This is a genomic window from Leptospira ainlahdjerensis (assembly GCF_016919175.1).
Classification (GTDB): Bacteria; Spirochaetota; Leptospiria; order Leptospirales; family Leptospiraceae; genus Leptospira; species Leptospira ainlahdjerensis.
The window spans coordinates 107,860-127,634 of the sequence record NZ_JAFFPU010000030.1 but is presented as its reverse complement, the minus strand read 5'-3'; the positions used below and the strand labels follow the sequence as shown (position 1 = coordinate 127,634).

Annotated in this window: 13 protein-coding genes, 1 tRNA gene and 1 pseudogene; 7 read left to right on the top strand and 8 right to left on the bottom strand. The window is 42.8% G+C overall.

The window, feature by feature from the left end; genetic code table 11:
- Positions 1-94: 94 nt before the first annotated feature.
- A pseudogene (locus tag JWG45_RS08340) lies at positions 95-877 on the bottom strand (hypothetical protein); the annotation flags it as partial.
- Positions 878-1,006: 129 nt separating this feature from the next.
- Here JWG45_RS08340 and JWG45_RS08335 point away from each other — a divergent pair.
- Together JWG45_RS08335 and JWG45_RS08330 are read left to right on the top strand one after the other, a co-directional pair.
- Positions 1,007-1,411 (top strand): PaaI family thioesterase, encoded by a 405-nt coding sequence (locus tag JWG45_RS08335; RefSeq protein WP_000648186.1) that lies wholly within the window; start codon positions 1,007-1,009, stop codon positions 1,409-1,411.
- Between the two features lie 20 nt (positions 1,412-1,431).
- Positions 1,432-1,515, top strand: a tRNA-Leu gene (locus JWG45_RS08330).
- A 469-nt stretch (positions 1,516-1,984) separates the two neighbouring features.
- Here JWG45_RS08330 and JWG45_RS08325 read toward each other — a convergent pair.
- The 7 genes from JWG45_RS08325 to JWG45_RS08295 form a co-directional block, all read right to left on the bottom strand.
- Positions 1,985-2,374, bottom strand: a complete 390-nt coding sequence (locus tag JWG45_RS08325; RefSeq protein WP_205279306.1) for a MauE/DoxX family redox-associated membrane protein — start codon at positions 2,372-2,374, stop codon at positions 1,985-1,987.
- A 301-nt stretch (positions 2,375-2,675) separates the two neighbouring features.
- On the bottom strand, positions 2,676-3,452 hold the full coding sequence (locus tag JWG45_RS08320; protein WP_205279305.1) for a hypothetical protein: 777 nt from the start codon (positions 3,450-3,452) through the stop codon (positions 2,676-2,678).
- Between the two features lie 49 nt (positions 3,453-3,501).
- Complete coding sequence (locus tag JWG45_RS08315; protein WP_205279304.1) at positions 3,502-4,716, bottom strand: EAL domain-containing response regulator; 1,215 nt, start codon at positions 4,714-4,716, stop codon at positions 3,502-3,504.
- 11 nt (positions 4,717-4,727) lie between these two features.
- Positions 4,728-6,272 carry a hybrid sensor histidine kinase/response regulator gene (locus JWG45_RS08310; RefSeq protein ID WP_205279303.1) on the bottom strand — a complete coding sequence of 515 codons (1,545 nt, stop codon included), beginning with the start codon at positions 6,270-6,272 and terminating at the stop codon, positions 4,728-4,730.
- Positions 6,262-6,723 carry a response regulator gene (locus JWG45_RS08305; RefSeq protein WP_205279302.1) on the bottom strand — a complete coding sequence of 154 codons (462 nt, stop codon included), beginning with the start codon at positions 6,721-6,723 and terminating at the stop codon, positions 6,262-6,264. Before JWG45_RS08305 ends, JWG45_RS08310 begins: the two co-directional genes overlap by 11 nt.
- 5 nt (positions 6,724-6,728) lie before the next feature.
- Positions 6,729-9,407: a PAS domain S-box protein gene (locus JWG45_RS08300; RefSeq protein ID WP_205279301.1), complete on the bottom strand. Its 2,679-nt coding sequence runs from the start codon at positions 9,405-9,407 to the stop codon at positions 6,729-6,731.
- Between the two features lie 65 nt (positions 9,408-9,472).
- Complete coding sequence (locus JWG45_RS08295; RefSeq protein ID WP_205279311.1) at positions 9,473-11,761, bottom strand: patatin-like phospholipase family protein; 2,289 nt, start codon at positions 11,759-11,761, stop codon at positions 9,473-9,475.
- Between the two features lie 370 nt (positions 11,762-12,131).
- Here JWG45_RS08295 and JWG45_RS08290 point away from each other — a divergent pair, with 370 nt between their 5' ends.
- From JWG45_RS08290 to JWG45_RS08270, 5 genes are all read left to right on the top strand, one after another.
- Positions 12,132-13,310 carry an AraC family transcriptional regulator gene (locus tag JWG45_RS08290; protein WP_332476383.1) on the top strand — a complete coding sequence of 393 codons (1,179 nt, stop codon included), beginning with the start codon at positions 12,132-12,134 and terminating at the stop codon, positions 13,308-13,310.
- A 227-nt stretch (positions 13,311-13,537) separates the two neighbouring features.
- Positions 13,538-14,641, top strand: a complete 1,104-nt coding sequence (locus JWG45_RS08285; RefSeq protein WP_205279300.1) for a helix-turn-helix domain-containing protein — start codon at positions 13,538-13,540, stop codon at positions 14,639-14,641.
- Between the two features lie 174 nt (positions 14,642-14,815).
- Positions 14,816-17,050, top strand: coding sequence for an Lcl domain-containing protein (locus tag JWG45_RS08280; RefSeq protein WP_205279299.1), 2,235 nt, complete (start codon positions 14,816-14,818; stop codon positions 17,048-17,050).
- 12 nt (positions 17,051-17,062) lie between these two features.
- Entirely contained in the window at positions 17,063-17,659 is a 597-nt protein-coding gene (locus tag JWG45_RS08275) for an Lcl C-terminal domain-containing protein (RefSeq protein ID WP_205279298.1), read from the top strand.
- Positions 17,660-18,128: 469 nt separating this feature from the next.
- A complete protein-coding gene (locus JWG45_RS08270) occupies positions 18,129-19,772 on the top strand; it encodes an EAL domain-containing protein (protein WP_205279297.1) in 1,644 nt (547 codons plus the stop codon).
- Positions 19,773-19,775: the final 3 nt, after the last annotated feature.

Here is a 19,775-nt window from a genome sequence, read left to right as displayed (position 1 = left end):
TACGGCGGTCCTCCGATTCCTCTCGGAGATCTGGTCCGTGCCATCAAGGACATCAGTGAATCTTTAGGCGACACGATGGAGGAGGAATGTTCCCCGGAGGAAGTGCGGGTCCAGGGCTGAAAATATGATAAGAGACCGGACCTGAAGATCCATTCCCCGGAAGGTTCGAGGGACCGGGAATGGCCCCCGGATCCAAAGGTGAAAGAGGAAGGGAAATTGGATTTCCAAAACCCTTGGAGATCGTGTCGCCTAAAGATTCACTGATGTCCTTGATGGCACGGACCAGATCTCCGAGAGGAATCGGAGGACCGCCGTAATTGTCCGGGCGATAGACTTCCTCTTCGTCGGTCTCCAGGTGATTTTCGATCTGATCGATATTCTCCTGAATCTTCCCTTGAATCTCTTCGTCAGGAACACGACCTTTGGTTCTTTTATAAATTTCTAATGCGCCGTTGTAACTTTCCTTATCAACGAGGGCTTCGGCATGGATGAGAGGACGTCTGTGATTTGCAAATTTAGAATTATTGCGGATGATATCGTCGACTTTATTCTTTAGGTCTAATTTAGGTTTTTTGCGAAGACCGGGAAACTGCTCTTTGTGCTTTTTTGCCTCTTCCGAACCGAGACCGGAACCGGGAGGAGAAGGAGTTCCCACACCTGAACTCGAAGGAGGTATTCCGGGAGAAGCCGGAAGAGTCGGAACTCCGGGTTGAGAAACGGGAATTTCCTTTCCTCGATCTTCTCGAACGTTAGTTCCACCGCCTGCCCCTGGACCACCGGGAGAAGATTTTCCGGAACCCGAATCCCCCTCTTTAGAAGGAGGTTTTTCTCGAAAGAGAGTGTACGCGCCTGCCCCCGCAGATAAAAGGCCTAACATGAATAAGAGGAGTGTTGTCATTGGGAGAAGCTACTGTTCTTAAAATCGACAGAACCGGGTACCGATCTTGAACCCATTCGGCCATCTTTTTGTAATTGACGTCATGGATGTATAGTATATTTCTGACTTATGAAAGCTTCGGTTCGGGCAAACTTAAGTTTTGGATCCAGTCCAGACAATCCGGACGGACTTCAATTGAAAATCACCTTTGATGAAGATACGCAATCCGCTTATGGTGACTTCACTTGTCCGGAAAAGTTTCAAGGTCAGCCTGATGTAATCCATCCAGGAATTATATCAACGATCTTAGACGAAATCATGGTGAAAATTAACGAAGCCATGAATTTCAAAACAACCACTGGCGAACTCACGATTCGTTTTCTACAGCCGGCGTTTGTCAATCAACCACTCCATCTTCGCGGATGGTTTGTAAAAAAGAACAAGAAAGTGATTGAGAACAGAGCTGAAATCGAAAACGAAATCGGAAAGATCGTCGCTCGTGGAAAAGGCAAATACATCGAAGTAGACGACTGATCTTTCTTTGCAATCAAACCGCCGATGTGGTGAAACTGGTAGACGCAGTGGATTCAAAATCCACCGGGGGCAACTCTGTGTCGGTTCGAGTCCGACCATCGGCAAATTTTAGAATCACACTTTTCCTTTCAAAATCCAAAGCAACGTCGACTGGGCGGTTCCTGAAGTTCCAGCGTAAAAAATAGATAGGCTGATTTTGCAGGACCGGGCTCTCAGCTCCGGTCAAGAAATTGAGAATTTTATCGAAGATCGAAGTTTTAGGGAAAGATCAATTTCTTGACCCCGCTTCGATCCCTACCGCGAGCCAAAGTGAGTCTTGTCGTGGAGAAGAAAAGTAGGAACTCACACTTTTTCCTTTCCGGAAGAGTTCCTACTTCCAAAAGCAAACCGGCAGTTTCATACGTTCCTTTTTACGACGAAGTTTCGTGGGAACTCCTCAAAGAAATCTTCCATAAGTCACAAAAAGGTAAATCGCATCTTTAGATTTGAAAAGTAGGAACTCACACTTTTCAAAAAGACATTCCAACGATCCAGGTTGAAGAATTTAAAAAATCTCTTTCTAAATCCTAAATTTCAATCCTGACCGGCGAAAATTTTTGTGAAAATCGGATTACGTTCCTTACTCGCGTAAATTTCCGCAAGGCTACAAGCGAGAACGATCGTAGCTAAAACAAACGAAACGCCGGCGCTGTCTTGAAAACCCAACACGGAAATATGAGAACCAATCGCTCCGATCATAATCACGGAACCGATCATCGCACCGAGCCAACTCGTTTGTGGAATGAGTAGAAGCAACACAACCGCCAATTCCGCAAAACCTACCGCATAACGTCCGAAAGGTTCCGCGTCTAAAGCGGAGAAGGTTGCAATCGACCGATCCGCACCCGAAAGCTTAAAGTAAAAGGCGGGAATTAAAATCACGACGGCAACGATTCTTACCGTCCAATCCAATATCTTTTTCATAAACAATTTCCCCCTATATCGTCCACATTCTAACCTCTTTGAAAACAACCCGCAAGGCATTTTCGGAAAAGAAAAAAACAGAGAGCAATAAATCCTCTCAAAACGAACGAAAACTGAACCTACGTCCGCAAGGATTAAAAAGAAGAATCCGGATTTCAGAACGTCTCAAAAAACGAGACAAATCGATAAAGAAGTTTTACGAAGTTAGACAAGACTTGAAGTCGATTCTAAATCCTTCTTAAAAAGACCCAAGTCGAAAAAGAAGATATATTCTATTTTTATAAAATTCTGTTTTAAGCCGCTAAAACTTTTCTTTGGCTTCCAACTTCCCGTTTCTTCGAAGAGCGTCTTCAAAAAAGTCGGTTTCAATGGTTTCAATTGCCTTTAAGATCATCTTCATTTCTTCGTCCGAAAGGCTCAAAAAAAGTTCCTCCCCTTTTTCCAAAATAGAAAGGCCGAGACGAATTCCTTCCACTTCTTCCTTTGTGTAAGTTTTCGTTTTGTGCTCCATCTTGGAAACGATCGCCTTCATCATGGTAACGATCTTTTGCAAAAGTTCCCTGTTGGAAAGGGTCGCAAACAATCTTACGATATCGTCTCGAAATTGATCGGCTTCTTTTTTAGGAACTTGCGCGATGATTTTATCAAAAACAGCAGGATCTTCCGGATCGTTTCCCTTTTTTAATTCTTCTTTTGTGAACTCGAACATCAGGGTTTCAAAATGTCTTGCGGTAAGATAAGAATTCAAAGCCGCAAAACCCGTCTTAAACGCAGCCCCAAGATGTCTTCCGAAATGAAACGCGGCGGCGCCTAAAGAACCGATAAGACCGAAAACTTTTGAAGGGCTCTGAACAAAACCGGAAAGAGAATGAAACGCTCCGTCAAGCAAAACCCTTCCTTCAAATTCAGGATAGAGCAATTGCAGAAAGTATTGGAGCAAAGTATCGATGACGGGTCTTGGAATTTTTACGAGGTCGGAATAACGTTCAAGGTTGGACGGAGAATATCTTTGAATAAGAGAAGCGCGATAAGCGCGGATCAAAATCGGGAAGTCCGGATCCTGAAGAAGATTTTTCATACTTCCGGAAGAATCCGATTCTACCCTTTACAGTAAACTAGAAAACGTTTTAAGATTTGAAGCCGGCGAGATATTGAATGGCAGCATCGGGAGGCATAGGTTTGCTGTAAAAATATCCCTGACCTTTGTCACAACCTTCCTTCTTCATCAACTCGCCCACCTCGGCGGTTTCGATCCCTTCAGCAACCACGGTCATACCGAGTTTATGCCCTAGATCGATCGCGGCCTGACAGATAAAAAGGGCTTCCTTATCATAAGGAGCTACGCTCACAAAGGAACGATCTATTTTGAGTTCCGTAAAAGGATAACGATGAATCTGTTTCAAAGAGGAATAACCGATTCCAAAATCATCCACCGAAAGACCGATCCCCCGGATTCTGATTCTCGTGAGAATGTCGAGAGTGGAAGTGATATTTTCCAAAAGTTGAGTTTCCGTGACTTCCACGATGAGCTGATTGTTTTTTAAACCGAAACTTTCGATCATCTTCGAAATCGTTTCAGGAAGAATCAGTTTATTCAAACTAACAGGAGAGATGTTTACAGCGACCGCGATCCCCGGAAAATCCCGATTCCAAATCGCACATTGACCCAGAGCCTGGACGATCAGCTTTTCAGTCATCGCGTCCATCAGACTCGGAAAGGATTCCAAGGTTGGAATAAAAGAATCCGGAAAAATCAAACCTCGAACCGGATGATACCAACGAACCAAGGATTCAAAACCCGCGATCTTTCCCGTTTTAAAATCGATCTTAGGCTGATAAAAAAGAATAAATTGCTCCTCGCGAATTCCTTCTTCGATCTCTTCTGCGGAAATCGCCGACGAAGGTTCGGCCGCGATCCTTTTACCTGAAATGGAAAGTTGGGAAGTTTCATTCTTCTTATCCGAAATCAAACCCGTTAGAACTCTTTGATATTCTTGAATACGAATCGGTTTTTCTAAAACTCCGGATATCTTTAATCCGTATTGAATCGCAAGAGCTTCCGCGCTCTGCAAAACGCGTCTATCCGCGCCGCTGATTAAGATCACGGAAACCGCTAATTTTTTTCCGGAAAGCATACGCAGAACGTCGACCCCGTCGACTCCCGGAATCATCAGATCTAAGATGATATATTGAGTATGATCGTTCAGCTTATCGAAAAAATGACCCGCTTCGTGAGTGATCGTGACTTCGAAGCCGCATTGTTTCGCTAAATCGCCGAGGATCCCTGCAATTTCCTCCTCGTCGTCGAGAATCAGTAGATTGGGTTGAGAGAGCTGATTCATGAATGTCTAATTTACAATTTGGCGAAATGATTCTCAAGAGATTTTCGGGTAATCGGCCAGCGGAATTGGAAAGAATTTTCAAAGTTATTCGGCCAATCTTGTGATGAAAAATAATAAATTTCTATCTGAGAACGGTCTCTCTTTGCGGTTATGGCAAACTCAAACCATTGTGCAAAGCCAGGTTTCCATGTTTCGGAAATTAAACACGAGTCCTTTTTCAAAAATTCGGGGTTCGTTCCCAAATCTTTAAGATCGGGAACCTTATGAACAGCGTAACCCAAACTTCTGAGAAAATAAATAATCCAATCCGCAAACGGGCCTTCCGTATGGAAATAAAATATTTCACGAGATTGTTTTTTGGCATTTCCCGGGATCAAGCGATCGGATTTTAATTCTAAGATCGGAAAATAGAGATAGAATTCGGTTCCGATACCGGGATTGGATTGAAAAAAAATGTGTCCCTTACTTCGTTTTACAAAACCGTAGACCATAGAAAGCCCAAGACCGGAACTCTTCCCTTTCGGTTTTGTGGAGTAAAAGGGATCGAAGATCTTCTCCCAATTCTCCGCCTGGATTCCGATTCCGGTATCCGTGATCTTCAGTAAAAAAAAATTTCCATCCTCCAAACCGGGAATCCCCTTTTGAAAATTGGAAACGACCCGAATCGTTTCCACCAAAATTTCACCTTCCTTATCCTCGTTGGCTTCGATCGCGTTCTGAAAAAGTTGAGTAAGGCTGCTCGCAAATTCTGAAGAATCGATCAAACAACGATCTCCGCGCTCTTCGGGATCGAACGTAACTCGTATCCTTGTCGGAAACAATTCCTGAGATTTTTTTAAAAATTCCCGAATCAATTCGTTAGGGTCCGTAAGTTCCTGACGAAGAGATTGTTTCCTCGAGAAGTTTAGAAGTTTCTTATTTACGTCCGCGGCCCTCATCACGGCGTTTTGCGCGGATCGAATCCGATTGATAATCTCCGGCTGTTCCTTACACTGTATCTCCAAAAGATCCAAATTAGCGATGATGATATTTAGAATATTATTAAAATCGTGTGCGATACCTCCGCCGAATTGAGCGATCGTTTCCATTCTTGCCACACGAGCATTTTCTTCCGAAACTTTTCTTTCAGGAGAAATGTCCTTTCTTTGAGTTCGGAATAGAATATTTAAGAATTCTTCGGAAAGAGAACCCGCGGCAAGATTTCGTTTTTCAAGATAACCCGCAAATCCGGATTTTTTTGCCAAGATTTCGAGCTCCTCTTTGGAAAGTCCCGAAACCAAAATCGCGGAGACGGGTCCGTCGATAACGGAACGAATGTCGTTTAACAAATCGATTCCATTCTGAGAGCCCAAAAAATGATCCAAAACATAGATTTGATTTTTTACCGGTCCGGAGGATCGAAGTGCGTCGAGTGCGCTCGGTCCGTCCTTGTAACGTTGTAATACGAACTTCGGAAAGGGAATCTCGCTAAGATATTCCCTAAAAAGAATTGCGTCTTCTTCGTCGTCTTCGACGAGAAAAATCGAAATCTCTTCGGGGATACGATCAACTGACAATGGGAAGCTCCACGATTTCCAACCAGTATTCTCCGAGAGTTCGGATCGTTTCCATAAAAGCGTTGAAGTCCACGGGTTTTCGTATAAACGAATTGGCTCCGAGATCGTATGTCTGCAACATATCCTCTTCTTCCCTGGAAGTCGTGAGAACGATTACCGGAATTTTTTTAAACTCCGGCATCGCCTTTATCGCTCTCAGCACTTCTCTTCCGTCCATTTTAGGCATATTGAGATCGAGAAGAATAAATCCTGGACGAGGATACTTTCGAATATCAGAATATTCTCCTTGATTCTTTAAAAAATCGAAAAGTTCCTCTCCGTCCTTCACAAAGTGAAGCGGATTAGCCAGGTTGTTCTCGCGAAATCCTTCGGTCATCAAAAGCCGATCATCCGGATCGTCTTCGGCGACAAGAATGTGAATGGAACTTTTATTTTTTGTTTCCGGTTTCATACGATCTATTCCAAATTCAGAGAACCCGGAAGATCCACATAAAAGGTGGAACCTTCTCCCAGTCTGCTCTGAGCGTGAATTCTTCCTCCGTGAAGTTCGATGATCTTCTTACAAACCGCGAGTCCGATCCCGTTCCCGTCAAAATCTTCGCGTGCGTGAAGCCTCTGAAAGAGCGTAAAGATCTTCTCTTCGTGTTTTTTGTCAAAGCCGATTCCGTTGTCGAAAAAAGTAATTTGAATCCAATTGTGCTCCGTCGGATGCGGAATACTTTGAATGATCACTTCCGGGATCTGATTCCTATTAAACTTCAACCCGTTTTTAACCAAGTTTTGAAAAACGGTTCCGATCTGCGCGGGATCGCACCAAGCAAACCCGATTTTGGAATTCACTACTTTGGCGTTTTTCTCTTTGATAAAAATTTCCAAATCGCCGATTGTCTCTTTTAAGATCATCGTCAGATCGCAGTATTGAAACGGCTTTGCCCTGGATTTAATTCTGGAATAGGAAAGAAGTCCTTCTATCAGATTGGAAAGCCTATGTGCGGAAGAAGCCATTCTCTGAAGATAGTCGATGGACTCAGAATCCAGATTCGTATTCTTCTTTAAAAGACGATCGCCGAAAGCCATGATCTTTCGAAGAGGTTCTTGAAGATCATGCGAGGCTATAAATGCGAAGTCCTCCAGATCTGCATTGGAACGTTTTAGTTCCTTCGTGAGAGTTTCAAGTTGAACCTGGGTCTTTTGCATTTCCGTTATGTCTTTTCCGGTTGTATAGATCAGTCCGTGTTCAGGAGAGAACGTCACCCTCCAGAGAATACTTTTTACCTGACCGTTTTTCGTAACGTATCGAATCGATTCTGAAATATTTTGTTTATCCCTGTAAAAATCCTCCCGAATCTTGAGCATTCTTTTCCGATCGTCCGGATAGACCAACTCCGACATATCGTTGGATTCCAATTCTTCCCGCGTGTAACCGAGAACTTCCGTCCAAGCCTGATTTCGTTCGATCACCTTTCCCTCGAGATTGGAAATCTGAAACATGTCTCCGGAAAGTTTAAAAAATTGATCCTTATCTTCTTCCGCTTCCTTATTACGGAACAAAACCTCTATCTGATCGGAAATCAATTCAAACATTTGAATATAAGAATCTCCTGAATCGATTTCTATATGTGTGCAGAATTCAAGAACGTAACTTTCGTGTCCCGTTTTTAGAGGCACCGCGATCCAGGACCGAATCCCGGATTGAACCGCCTGTTTTGTCCTTTTAAAGTCGGTTTCTTTTTGAATGTCTTCCGAAAAAAAGATCCGATCCGTTAAAAACACTTTTCCGATCAGAGCCTCTCCGGGCTTAAATTTGGTATCAAAGGAAAGGATTCTATATCTCAAAAAAGCGGGATCGGTGGAATGCCAGGAGGCGTTTTCCTCCAAGATCAATTCTCCACCTATGTATTTCCAAGTCTGAGCAAACTTCCAGGAAGTTTCTCTGCAGATCACTTCGAAAAGAATCTCAAAGGATTCCTTTACGTTGATCGCCTTCGGAATTCTCAAAGAGATTTCTTTGAGAATATTCTGCTCGGTTTCTCTTCTTCGTTTCTCCGTAATGTCCTGAAAAAAAACGGAAAGACCTTCCTCAAACGGAAAGACCCGAAATTCTATCACGTTACCCGTAAGCTCGTTTTTAAATTCGAAAAAAACCGGCTTTCGAGAATAAACCGCGAGTTCGTATTTTTCCCGAAAGAATCGAGCGGACTCCTCCGGATAAATATCCCAGATGTATTTACCAATCAATTCTTCTTTGGTTTTTCCCAACGTAACGATCGAGTGTTTGTTCGCAGAAATAAATCTCCAGTCCCTGGAAAGAGAAAAGTAACGATCGGACATACTTTCGATGATCGATTGTTTTTCGTCTCTGTTTTGTTTGAGGGCGTAGTTTGTCTCAACGACGTCGGACACGTTCGAAAGGACCGCTAAAACTGCAACGGACTCACCGTAGGAAATTCGATTCGCGGAAATTTTCATATAGAGGATTTTTTTATCCTTTCTCCAGTGTCTCCAGATTCCCCTGGATTGAATTCCGTCCTCTTTAGCGAAATTTTTGATGACTACATCCAGCTCGGCCCGATCCTCTTCGGGACGAATATCCAGAAGATTCAAGGATTCGAATTCTTTTCTGGAATAGCCGTAGAGAAAAACCGTCGCGTCGTTGACGGAAAGAATTTTCAGGGTTGAAGGATCGAATAAGATCGCAGGTTGAGGAAGCTTATAAAATATACTTTCGGCACCCTTGTCTTTTTCGATTTCTCCAAGTTCCCCTTCCTTTGCCAGAATTTCGAAAGTATAAAGTCGAAATCGAAGGGATTCGTCTTTGATCGGATTTTCCCAAAAAAACCGCAGGATCCAATCCTCAGAAATTAAAGTTTCAAAATATTCCGATTCTTGAATGTTTTTAATAAGAATGTTTTCGGTGAACTCCGCGTAATTGCGGATTTTTCCGTGAAGCCGAAACAAAAAGGCCGCAAAAGTATCCGGAACCGTCTCGGATCCTTGTAGCCCCCAGAATCGAAGGGATTCCTTTGAGAAGACGATTCTTCCGCTCGAACGTTCCTCGAGAATACAAATCTGTTCCTGAAAAAAAGGAACCTCGTTTATAAATTCTTCCAGAGTATGAATACTTGAAGGTCGCATGTCCGCTTCTAAAGAAGGACAATTCTAACTTCTCCACTCGGGAAATTTCAATTAAAAAATCGTAATTAAGAATTTTGTTTCTTTTTAATCTCGTTTTTCCAGAGATGGACCTTCTTTCTTCCGGTTTCATAGCCGATATCGAATAACTTCTGAAACTGATCCCAATCAAAGGTGGAGTAACCTCCGACCGGGAGTTCTATGTAAAGATCCGATTTATCTCTCGTACGATTGAGAGTATTCTTACTCGAAAGCATCAGTGACCGCATCATAATCTCCCCGAGACCCGGATATTTACTTTTCAAACTTTGTCTCGTAAGATGATGCAGAAAAATTCTCAAAAAAGAAGGAGCTTCGCCCAAATACTGAGGACTCAAAAGATCCTGATAGGCAAAATCCTTATCGATCTGCCCTCCGCCTCCGAGATCCACCGAGATAAGAAGACCCGCGCCCTTATCTTTCAGAATGGAGCCAGGAAGATTGTCGAGCAATCCTCCGTCCACAAACAGTTCTCCGTTATCGGAAAACGGGGGAAATATTCCGGGAATCGATGTGCTGGATCGAACCGCCTTCCAGAGCGGCCCTTTGTCAAAAACTTTTCTCTCAGCTCTCGTGAGATTACAAGCGATCGCATAAAACGGAATCGGAAGAGTTTCGATGCTTCGATCCTTAAAAAATTCGTGAATCGCATTCGAATAACGTTTTCCTCTTACGAGAGAAACAAAAGGAAACGTAAAGTCTCCGAGTATATTTCTATCCAACCAAAAATCTCGGATGAGGGGAAGAATGTCCGAAGAACTAAGACCCATCGCAAAAAGCCCGCCCATGATCGCGCCGGCACTCGTACCCGATATCATATCTACAGGAATATCGTTTTCCTCAAAACACTTCAGAAGACCAAGATGAGCAAATCCCTTTGCCCCGCCTCCGGCAAGAGCGACACCGATGCTATTTCCAGTAAGTTTTCGTGAAAGCCTTCCGAAGTCAGCGGGAACGTCGCGACGAACGATCGAATGGGAAATTCCAGGAAAATCCTGGAGAATCGATTCTATCCTTTTCCATTTTTCAAATTTAGAATCGATCAGAAAGACGATCTCTTTTTGAATTTCTTCCGGCAACATCTTCTGTGTTGTAGCAAAATCAAGACTCGGGCTTCGATCCGGATCGATTAGGATCAGAATCCGGTCCGATTGACGAAAACAAGTTTCCCTCCAACCCGGATGATGGAGATCCGTTTTGAATATTAATTTTTCATAATATTTTTCCAATTCGTAAAACCAATGAACCAAATCGGAAATCCGATACGTCTTCGAATTCTTGGAGGTTTTTGAAGAAGACTTGTTTCCGGATTTATGAAAGGTCTGCATATCCACGAGCAGGGTTTTCCCGAATGATTTGAGTCCGTTTTGAAGCGATCGATAAAAATTTTCACAGGATTCTTTGTCCGCGCCCAATGGAAAAACGGAAAGCGTTCGAACTGAATTGGCTTTTTGAAAGGCTTTGTGTCTTTCCGCTCCGAGACGATGTGCGATCGTTCCGGTGATCTGAAAGAGTGCGTCCGGTGAATTCGCAAAACTTTTACGGAAGTCCTCTCTTGAAATTCTTACAACCTGACTCGTTCTTGAAGAGATCACGGTCGCAGATCGTTTGTCTCCGCTCAAGAGAGACATTTCACCGATAATATCCCCTTTTCCAAGTTCTCCTTCCGCGAGGATGTCCCGATTTTTAGAATGCACCGTCCAAGAAAGCCGGCCGGAAACGAGGATATACATCGAGTCCCCCGTCTCCCCTTGTTTGAGCAGGATTTCTCCTCCGGGAATTACGAGCCATTCCATCCGGGATTCTAAGTTGGACAATGTCGTTTTATCAAGGTGAAACAATAATTCGACAGAGGATAAAAAATCCAAAAGTTCCTTTCGGGACGGCCTGAGTTTGGAGACGTGAAAGAGATGATTTTCCCGATTAAGTTCTGCGATCCACTTTTTCCAAGGTGAAAGTTTGGATTCGAGTTTCGACAAATCATCCGGAGTTATATAAAGAATTTCTGATATACCCGAATAGACCACCTTATCGGGTTGAAATAGAAAGTAGTCTCCGGGAAACAGATCTCGAAGGATCAGGTTGTGTTCTTCCGTGTTTAATAGTGTTTCTTCGAGTTTTCCGGTGAGAACGAGACAAAGCGAACCTTCAGGAACGATTCCAAGCGAGGCGGTTTCGGTGATCCAACGGATCGATCGAAGTCGTTTTCCGATCGTTTCCTCTTCCCGCGCGTCCTTCCAGGCGGGAAAGTGGGATGAGGTTTTAGAGCGAAATTCTTGGAATAATTTGAGAAGTTTTTTGATTTCAGAAACGTTAATATTGGATCGAGTCACCGATTACCTTCATTTTAGAATTTAAGTTCCCTGGATTTTGATCCTTTCTAAAGTCCAGTCCGCTTCGTCGATCCTTGAAGGATGGTGATTCCTTTGATCGCAAGCGGAACCTTGAGATTCAGCGGTTTAAAGAAATCAGAACGGCGTTACAGGCAAAGGAACGCGAGGGCAAAGATTCTTCGACTTCAAACATGGCAACAATATGGACTGTTACTTACGGACTCCGGTAACGTAGGTCTAATCGAGCTTGTTATAGTTCTCCAAGAAATCCACTTTTTTTTGAAAAGATTTCTATAAAATAGCTTTCGAGTTTATAAAATCAATGGTTTGGAGTCTTGGATTCAACTAAAATGCAGTGATTCAAAAAAGAATTTTAGTAGGTTGGTTCATGTCTTACGATCTTTACTTTGCTTGTTCGATCCAATACATCGCATTGGGTTCGATTTATTTTTTCAAAAGAAGGAGGTCCTTCCATCAAAAACAGGCGTTGATCCTTATCTTGATCGGTTTTAACTTACTCATCTTTTCTACTCAGAATTATCTTCTCGATAAAACCATCCGTCTGATCGGAGATTTTCTGTATTCTTTCTTTATGATCGCCGGAACAATCATCATCTACACGATTTGTAAAGAATCCTTCGATCTAGGTGAAAAGAATAGAACTTCGAACCAGAAAAAAATCTCCTTCACAAAGGAATTATTAGGTATCGGTTCGATCGCTCTTTTCGCGAGTATTCTAATTTTATCTTTTTGGAATCATCCTGAAAATCAAAACCTCCCCAATCTTTTTGTATCGGTTAGCGAGGCCTCCATTTCCATACTTATCCTTTATTGCATCTATGTTCATTTTTTTATAAAGAGCTTTTACGCAAAAAGGGGACTGAGGCTTATCTATTTTCTAATAACCCTCATGCTCGTGGAAAAGATGAACCGATTTTTGCCCGGAAACTTTCAAGGACCCGCAATGAAAATCGGAGGTATCGTCTATATCGTTTCTCCGATTTTTCTTTTTAACAGCCTGATCCAGTTTCCGTTTCAAAAGATGGAATCCAAAAAGCTACCTTCGATTTCGATCTCCTCCGGCCCGCCTACTTCACAGTCCACAGGAAATTATTATCTAACGAATATGGATACCGAGAAAATCGAAAAGAAACTCTACGAACTTCTCGATATTGAAAAGATATTCTTAGACGAAGACCTCCGGCTTCCCTCGGTCGCCGAAGAAATGGGATTGTCCACACACCAGCTTTCCGCGTTTCTCAATGGTCATCTTCAGACGAACTTCAACACACTCGTCAACGTTTACCGTGTAAAGGAAGCGATGAAACTACTTATGGAAGAACCTTCCAGATCGGTGATATCGATCGGGATGGCCGTCGGATTCAATTCAGTTTCAACGTTTCAAAGGGCTTTTTTGAATCTAGTTAAGATGAGTCCGAGCAGATACAGAGAGAGTATACTTCTCGGGAAAGAGATCCAGTTATCTTTTCAGTCTACGGAAGAGGCGGAGAAATCATCCGCAATTTCTTGTTAGTATAGTTTTCGATAGAACTTTTTTTATACAATCCCCTCGGTAAGAGGGTTTAAACTCAAGGGGTAACATCCTTTAGAAAAAAGAAAAGAGTATTATCCCTCGTCAAAAATTAATTTCCGTAGAGAGTAATTTTTGTCGAATCTTAGTTTTAAGTTTTTGTGAGATAGATTTCTTTTTTGGAGTCAAAAAGCTGAGAACATATTCATTTCCCGTTTCTTGATTTCCAAATGAATGAGCTTATAGGTTTTATATTCAATCAATGTGTCGGTTTCGGCGGAATCCTGTCGCTCTTCTTCGCGTTGGTTCAGATTTTAAAAGGAAGAAGCCTAAAAAACTTCATCCTATTTTTGATTTTTGTTTCTATGGGCTTTTTCTTGACCAAGGGATTGCTTCTTTTAAACGGATTTGGACTCGCCTATTCTCATTATTTTTCTTTCGAGATTTTTTTTATCTTTTTGATCGGGCCTTCCCTTTTTATCTATTTTAACCTACTACTTTTGAACGAAAAAGTCAATCTGCGGATTCTGCTTCCGCACTATATCCCGGCGGTTTCGTTTTTGATCGGTTATACCATCGATACGGTTTTTCTTATTTTGCGAAACGTTCCTTTGAACGATCTGAACGAAAAATTCGAAAGCAGATACGACCTCCTCTACGGGATCTCGACCATAATCACCTTTGTTTACATGCTCGTGATTCTGGTAAAATTTGTTCAATTGTTCAAAGGTAATATCTCCGATTACCCCTGGTCGAAACATATTATCCTGATTCTAAGCGTGGGGCTCGCCGGCGTTATCACCAATCTTTCGATCGACTTTCGGTCCTTACTATCGTTAAACGCAGTATTTGTTCAGCTCTATTTTTCTGCTCTGGGCATTCTCACTCTTACCGTTCTTTATGCGTTTGTGATCAGTCAAATCTACCCGATTACGTTCAATGCCATCTCGGAAACTTTCCAAAAGATGAGCTACCAAAAAAGCACACTTCAAAACATAAACCCAAAGGATCTTGTTGTACGTCTTGAAACGTTGATGTATCAAGACAAGGTCTATCTCGAAGTTGGAATCACCCTCAATCAACTCGCCAAAAAACTCGATATCAAGTCGCATCAACTATCGGAACTTTTAAACAATCACCTCAATAAGAGTTTTTTCACATACATCAATCAATTTAGAATTCAAGAAGCAAAAGATCGCCTCCTCTCCGAAAAAGAAAGTTCGGTGATCAAGATCGCATTCGACAGCGGGTTCAATTCGCTTTCGGTCTTCAACACGGTCTTTAAGAAGGAGGTCGGTATGACCCCTTCTCAATTTAGAAAGAAGAATTCTTAACTTTCACTTCCTATCGGATCGTTTCTAATTTCGATAAAAAACCTAAAGAGTAATTCTTCGCCGTTCGTTTTTGCTTATAAAATTCGGAAGCCCGAGGCGTTTTATAGAATTGAGAGATATTTGATTTGAAAGCTGTTATCTTCAAAACAATCGATTCTTTACGGGTGGGGAGTTATGAAGAAACATCGTTTCTATTTAAAGTTTCAAATTCTATTTTTCGGGAAGATTGGATTTCTTCCGTTGATTCTTCTCTTGATTCTATCAAATTGTCTTACAGAAAAGGAAAACAAAAATCGTTCCTTTTTCTTTTTTCCATCGGGAATCAGCAACGATCCTTCCGTTGTAAACAACTCCGATGGAACTCCCATCCCGGTTTCTTTTGTTCCTTCGACCACGGGAAACCTAACCTACTCTTCTTCGAATCCGATTTATGTGAGCGGTCAAACGGGCGCGATCGAATTTGTCGACGTTCAATGGAACAGCTCGATGGCGGCCGCCTATGAAATTCGATACGGCTCCACCAACTGCTCGGACGGTAACGCCGACAGCTCAGGCTCCGTTCTCGCTTCGACTTCCACCACTTCCCGTATCCACGCGATTGCCGGCGTAAGCGCACTGAGTTTAGGTAACAACACGATTCGTATTTGTCTTTTTAATCCCGCCGACTCCACTCTCTGGGATTCCTATTCTTTAAATGTAGTGAGAGACGACGTCGCTCCAACGGTAAGTTTCACTCCCTCCGCTGGAACCTACGGCTCCTCCGCGCCGAACGTTTCCATCTCCTGCACGGATACCGGAAACTCCGGTTGTTATAAAACCGCTTATCGAACGGACGGAACTTCGGCATCCATCTCCAACGCGGGAGCCGCAGGCACGGGAAGTTCCCTCTTTTCTTCGGCCATCACACTTCCCAACAACACGACCACAAACTTCAGCGCCCTTGCGGTAGACAAAGCCGGAAATATTGGTTCGACTAACAGCGCTTCATACGTTGTCGCTTTTGGAAATCCTACGATCACGATGGTCTCTCTGAGTAAAAATAGCATCCAGGGAACCGGCAGCTCCACTCTTCGTTGGAAATCCGACATCGCCGGAAACTATTCAGTTCGTGCTGGAGGAAGCGATTGTTCAACGGGATCCTCTCTGAGCACCGGAACGGCCGCAGCGAATACGAACGTAGATTCCGTCATCGCCGGTTCGGATCTAAGCGCAGGTGCGAATTCGATTCGGGTTTGTTTGACTACCGCAGGTTCGAACGTTGGCACGAGTACGGCTTCTATCGCCAGGGACGATGTTTCTCCTCAGATCATTTCCGTTTCTCCCCCGTTGACACCGAATTCTTCGGCTTATGCGTTAAGCGTTTCCCAAAAGACTTTTAGTCTTACTTTTAACGAGGATATGGATACGTCTTTGACCCCTAACCCTCAACACAGAGACCAGACTACGGCGGGAGATCCTGAAATCAAATGGCCTGGCGTGGTCGGCTCTTGGAGCGCGGATAAGAGAACCTATACATTGGACATTTTGAGTAACTTACCGGAATGGCATAAGTTTTATCTCCTTTACAACGGAACATCGTTCAAAGACATCGCGGGCAACGTCGTAACATCCAGTCCTACGGTTTCAGTCGTCTCCGGAAATATCATACTAAACTATGGAACCGTCAACGACGTCCGCAATTTGATTGCGTCCGACACGAGACAAACGGTTTGTTCGGACGCGAGCGGGAACGTAGTCTCTTGTGCCGGTACAGGACAAGACGGAGAATTTACGGCGCTTTCTCCCGGTCTTTTAGCGCCCGGAACGTTAGGCGCTTATACGAACGACTATGTGACGGTGGATACAAAAAATCTACGCATTTGGAAAAGTTGTTTATTCGATTATGAATGGAACGGTACGACCTGCGTTAAAACTTGTGCGGCCGATCAAATGTGGAATGGAACCGCCTGCGTCGCGGATCTTGGAAATCCTTATAAGACTTTCAATCGTTCCATTGAGGATTGTTCTAAACTGAATTTAAGAAACTCTGGCAACGGTTATGCGGGCAAAAAAAGTTGGAGGGTTCCCACATTAGAAGAATATTATACGATTCTTGAATACGGAGGAAGTGTAGGAAACGAGGTCATTCCTGAAACCTATTTTCCGGGAATACTTCGGGACAACTACCAAAGATATTGGACGAGCACGAACGCGATCACAATCAGCTCTTCCAATCGTGCATCACTTTCTCCGGCCATCGATCCCTTGTCCAACGGCCCGATCAATTATTCTTCGATTTCCACACTCCAGTCTTGGGGAGCATGGTCGGTTTCCGTCTTTGGTGGAGTCACACAACCCAATAACAAACTAAAAGACACATCCTGGAGTTGGCCCACGTACAATTTTACTTCTCTTTGTGTAGCGGAATAAAAGGAGTTCGAAATGAAATTACTGCTTAGACAATCTTTTCTTCAGGGTTTTATCGGTTTGGGAATTCTACTCGGATCCTTTTTGCCGATCGATTCGATCGGAGGTCCGTTTACGGATAACTTGGATGGAACGATCACGGGTGCGGGGGGACTCGTCTGGCAAAAATGTTCCAAAGGACAAGGAAGTACGGTGTGCAGCACTCCGGCCGCAAGCGCTTCCGATTGGGCGAACGCTTTGAGCTACTGCAATTCACTTTCTCTGGCGGGTCGTACGTGGAGACTTCCGAATGTGAAGGAATTGTCAAACCTCGTCGATTACGGAAAAACATCCTCCCCGACTATCAATGGAATTTTTTTTCCGAACACTTCAGCGAGTTATTATTGGACTTCGACTTCCGGTATTTCGACCGGAACTAGTCCGAACACCGCGAGCGATAACGATCCCGTTTCATACATAGCGACCACCGATAACGACAATGCGTATAGAATTCCAAGAAACACAAAGTACCGAGCGATGGCTTACGTCGTTGATTTTAGAATGGGAGGAGTGATCGAATTTCCAAAGAATAACTCGACAACTTCGTATGTCCGTTGTGTCAGCGGACCGTAAACGATGTCGAATTTTTAAACCCTGAAATTACTCTCAAGGGCCCTTGGTATCATCTCCCTTCTTTTGCCAAGGGCTCGTTTTTTACAGAAGCGCGAAACTCTTTCCGGCCACAACGAGAACCTTTTAAAAATATCCTAAATTTTCCAGACAGATCGACAGCCTTCGTTGGGGAAAGGAGTAGAGAACGTTTTCGATTTCTTTTTATCAAATTGAATAAAGCGACTTCGAAGTATAAAATAAACTTTCTATAAAAATGTAATCTTGGAAAGGAATGAAAATAATTTTTTACAACCCATAAATGACGGATTCTTGAGAGTGGAAAAAAGACAGATCTTTACCGAAGCAAAAAGTTTTTAATTTATCATTAGCCAATTCCGTTAAAGAACGAGAGTTGTTTAATGGGTGCAAATTATAGAACAAGGATCATCCTGCGCAAAAGTGTGGTATAAAACACTAGGCGTCAAAGAGAATGAATTTATTAAAAAGCGAAAGAGAACCGGCTGCGAATATTTCCGGAAAAATACGATGCGGATTTAGAGGAGGATGTATCGAGTTAGATCCCGTCATTCAGAGAGAACTCCAGACTTCACCCGATTTAAAAATTAAACTCTGCAATCTTGTGGAGTCGATCTCCCAATTTTCAAAACAAAATCAGAACAACTCGAAAACCTTCGAACTCTTTATGGAGATCGTGAGCGAGAGCGAACAAACCTATCATCTTTATGCTCTCGTCTATCAGCAGAAGGAGGAAATCACTTTCGAACTCACGAAAATTCCTGCAATACCGGATTCAAAGGTGAGACTGATCACTAACAAACAAAGGATCAACGCTCATAAAGCGGAACTAAAAGCTTTCTTGAGTAAGTCCCGATTGGCCTTTTTCTTAATCGAGGTTCAATTCGTTTCCACAAAAGGACTTCCGGAACCGGGAACCGAATATATCGAACAAGTATTTATGGACATATCCACTGAAATTTTTACGCTTACAAACGGAAAAACAAAGATCGTAAGATATTCTCAAAATAAGATATTAGTAATGATCCCGGTCGAAAACAAGCCGTTCAATCTTTCCGTACTTTCAAAACAAATCATTTCGATTATGGATTACCCGCTTTCGTATTATGAAACCGAGTTATTCTTTAAGATATCGATAGGCGCTTATCTCATGAAGGATCAAAAAGAATCCTTTAAAAAAATCAGATCTACACTCACGGAATCCTTAAGAAAAGCCGCAAAGTATCCATTCAGTCATTATATCCTCGGAGAACAAGAAGAAGAGATCGAAAGACAAAAAGCGATTCAACTCTACTCGTCTCTAAAAAACTCGATTTTTAACGAAGAATTGATACTCAAATATCAACCGATCTTGAATTCGAAATCCAAAAAGATCGAATTTGTGGAAACACTAACGAGATGGGTCCACTCCGTGAACGGAAATATCAGTCCGGATATATTCATTCCCATTGCTGAAACCTCCGGTCTGATTCTAACGATCGGAGAATGGGTGATGAAAAACGCGATCAGTGAAATTTCAATCTTAAAAAAAGTCTCAGGAATCGATCCCGATTGTAAGCTAACGATCAATGTTTCACCGGTACAATTGAATCATAAAGAGATCACCGAAAAACTCTTGGAATTTGCAAGAAGATACGAGATCGCACCGGATCGGATTCTGATAGAGATAACTGAAACCTCGATCGAAGGAGAGGATAATTACGCTCTCGATCGACTTAGGGAACAAGCCGAAATTCTCCACTTAGAAGGTTTTCAAATCGCGATCGATGATTTTGGAAAAGGGCATTCTAACTTTTCAAGGTTGGAACAGATCCCTTCCGACATCGTAAAAATCGATAAGAACTTGGTCTTCGGTGCGTTACGCGATCCATCCAAGATTAAAATTTTAACTTCCATCGTTGGAATCATACATACGATGGATAAAAAAGTAATCTTAGAAGGAATTGAAAATCAAGAATATGAGAAAATTGCGATGGATACCGGCGCGGATTATCTACAGGGATATCACTATTTTTATCCGATGAACATCCGAGGCTTATCGCAGGTTTTCGAAAAAAGTCCGAAAGTCAATTCTATCCTATACGAATCGAAACGTTAGACG

What these genes read in the sequence shown, in the direction of transcription:
- JWG45_RS08335 (WP_000648186.1), top strand. Translation starts at nt 1,007, where the DNA reads ATGAAAGCTTCGGTTCGGGCAAACTTAAGTTTTGGATCCAGTCCAGAC.
- JWG45_RS08280 (WP_205279299.1), top strand. Translation starts at nt 14,816, where the DNA reads ATGAAGAAACATCGTTTCTATTTAAAGTTTCAAATTCTATTTTTCGGG.
- JWG45_RS08305 (WP_205279302.1), bottom strand. Translation starts at nt 6,723, where the DNA reads ATGAAACCGGAAACAAAAAATAAAAGTTCCATTCACATTCTTGTCGCC.
- JWG45_RS08320 (WP_205279305.1), bottom strand. Translation starts at nt 3,452, where the DNA reads ATGAAAAATCTTCTTCAGGATCCGGACTTCCCGATTTTGATCCGCGCT.
- JWG45_RS08270 (WP_205279297.1), top strand. Translation starts at nt 18,129, where the DNA reads ATGAATTTATTAAAAAGCGAAAGAGAACCGGCTGCGAATATTTCCGGA.
- JWG45_RS08325 (WP_205279306.1), bottom strand. Translation starts at nt 2,374, where the DNA reads ATGAAAAAGATATTGGATTGGACGGTAAGAATCGTTGCCGTCGTGATT.
- JWG45_RS08315 (WP_205279304.1), bottom strand. Translation starts at nt 4,716, where the DNA reads ATGAATCAGCTCTCTCAACCCAATCTACTGATTCTCGACGACGAGGAG.
- JWG45_RS08300 (WP_205279301.1), bottom strand. Translation starts at nt 9,407, where the DNA reads ATGCGACCTTCAAGTATTCATACTCTGGAAGAATTTATAAACGAGGTT.
- JWG45_RS08275 (WP_205279298.1), top strand. Translation starts at nt 17,063, where the DNA reads ATGAAATTACTGCTTAGACAATCTTTTCTTCAGGGTTTTATCGGTTTG.
- JWG45_RS08285 (WP_205279300.1), top strand. Translation starts at nt 13,538, where the DNA reads ATGAATGAGCTTATAGGTTTTATATTCAATCAATGTGTCGGTTTCGGC.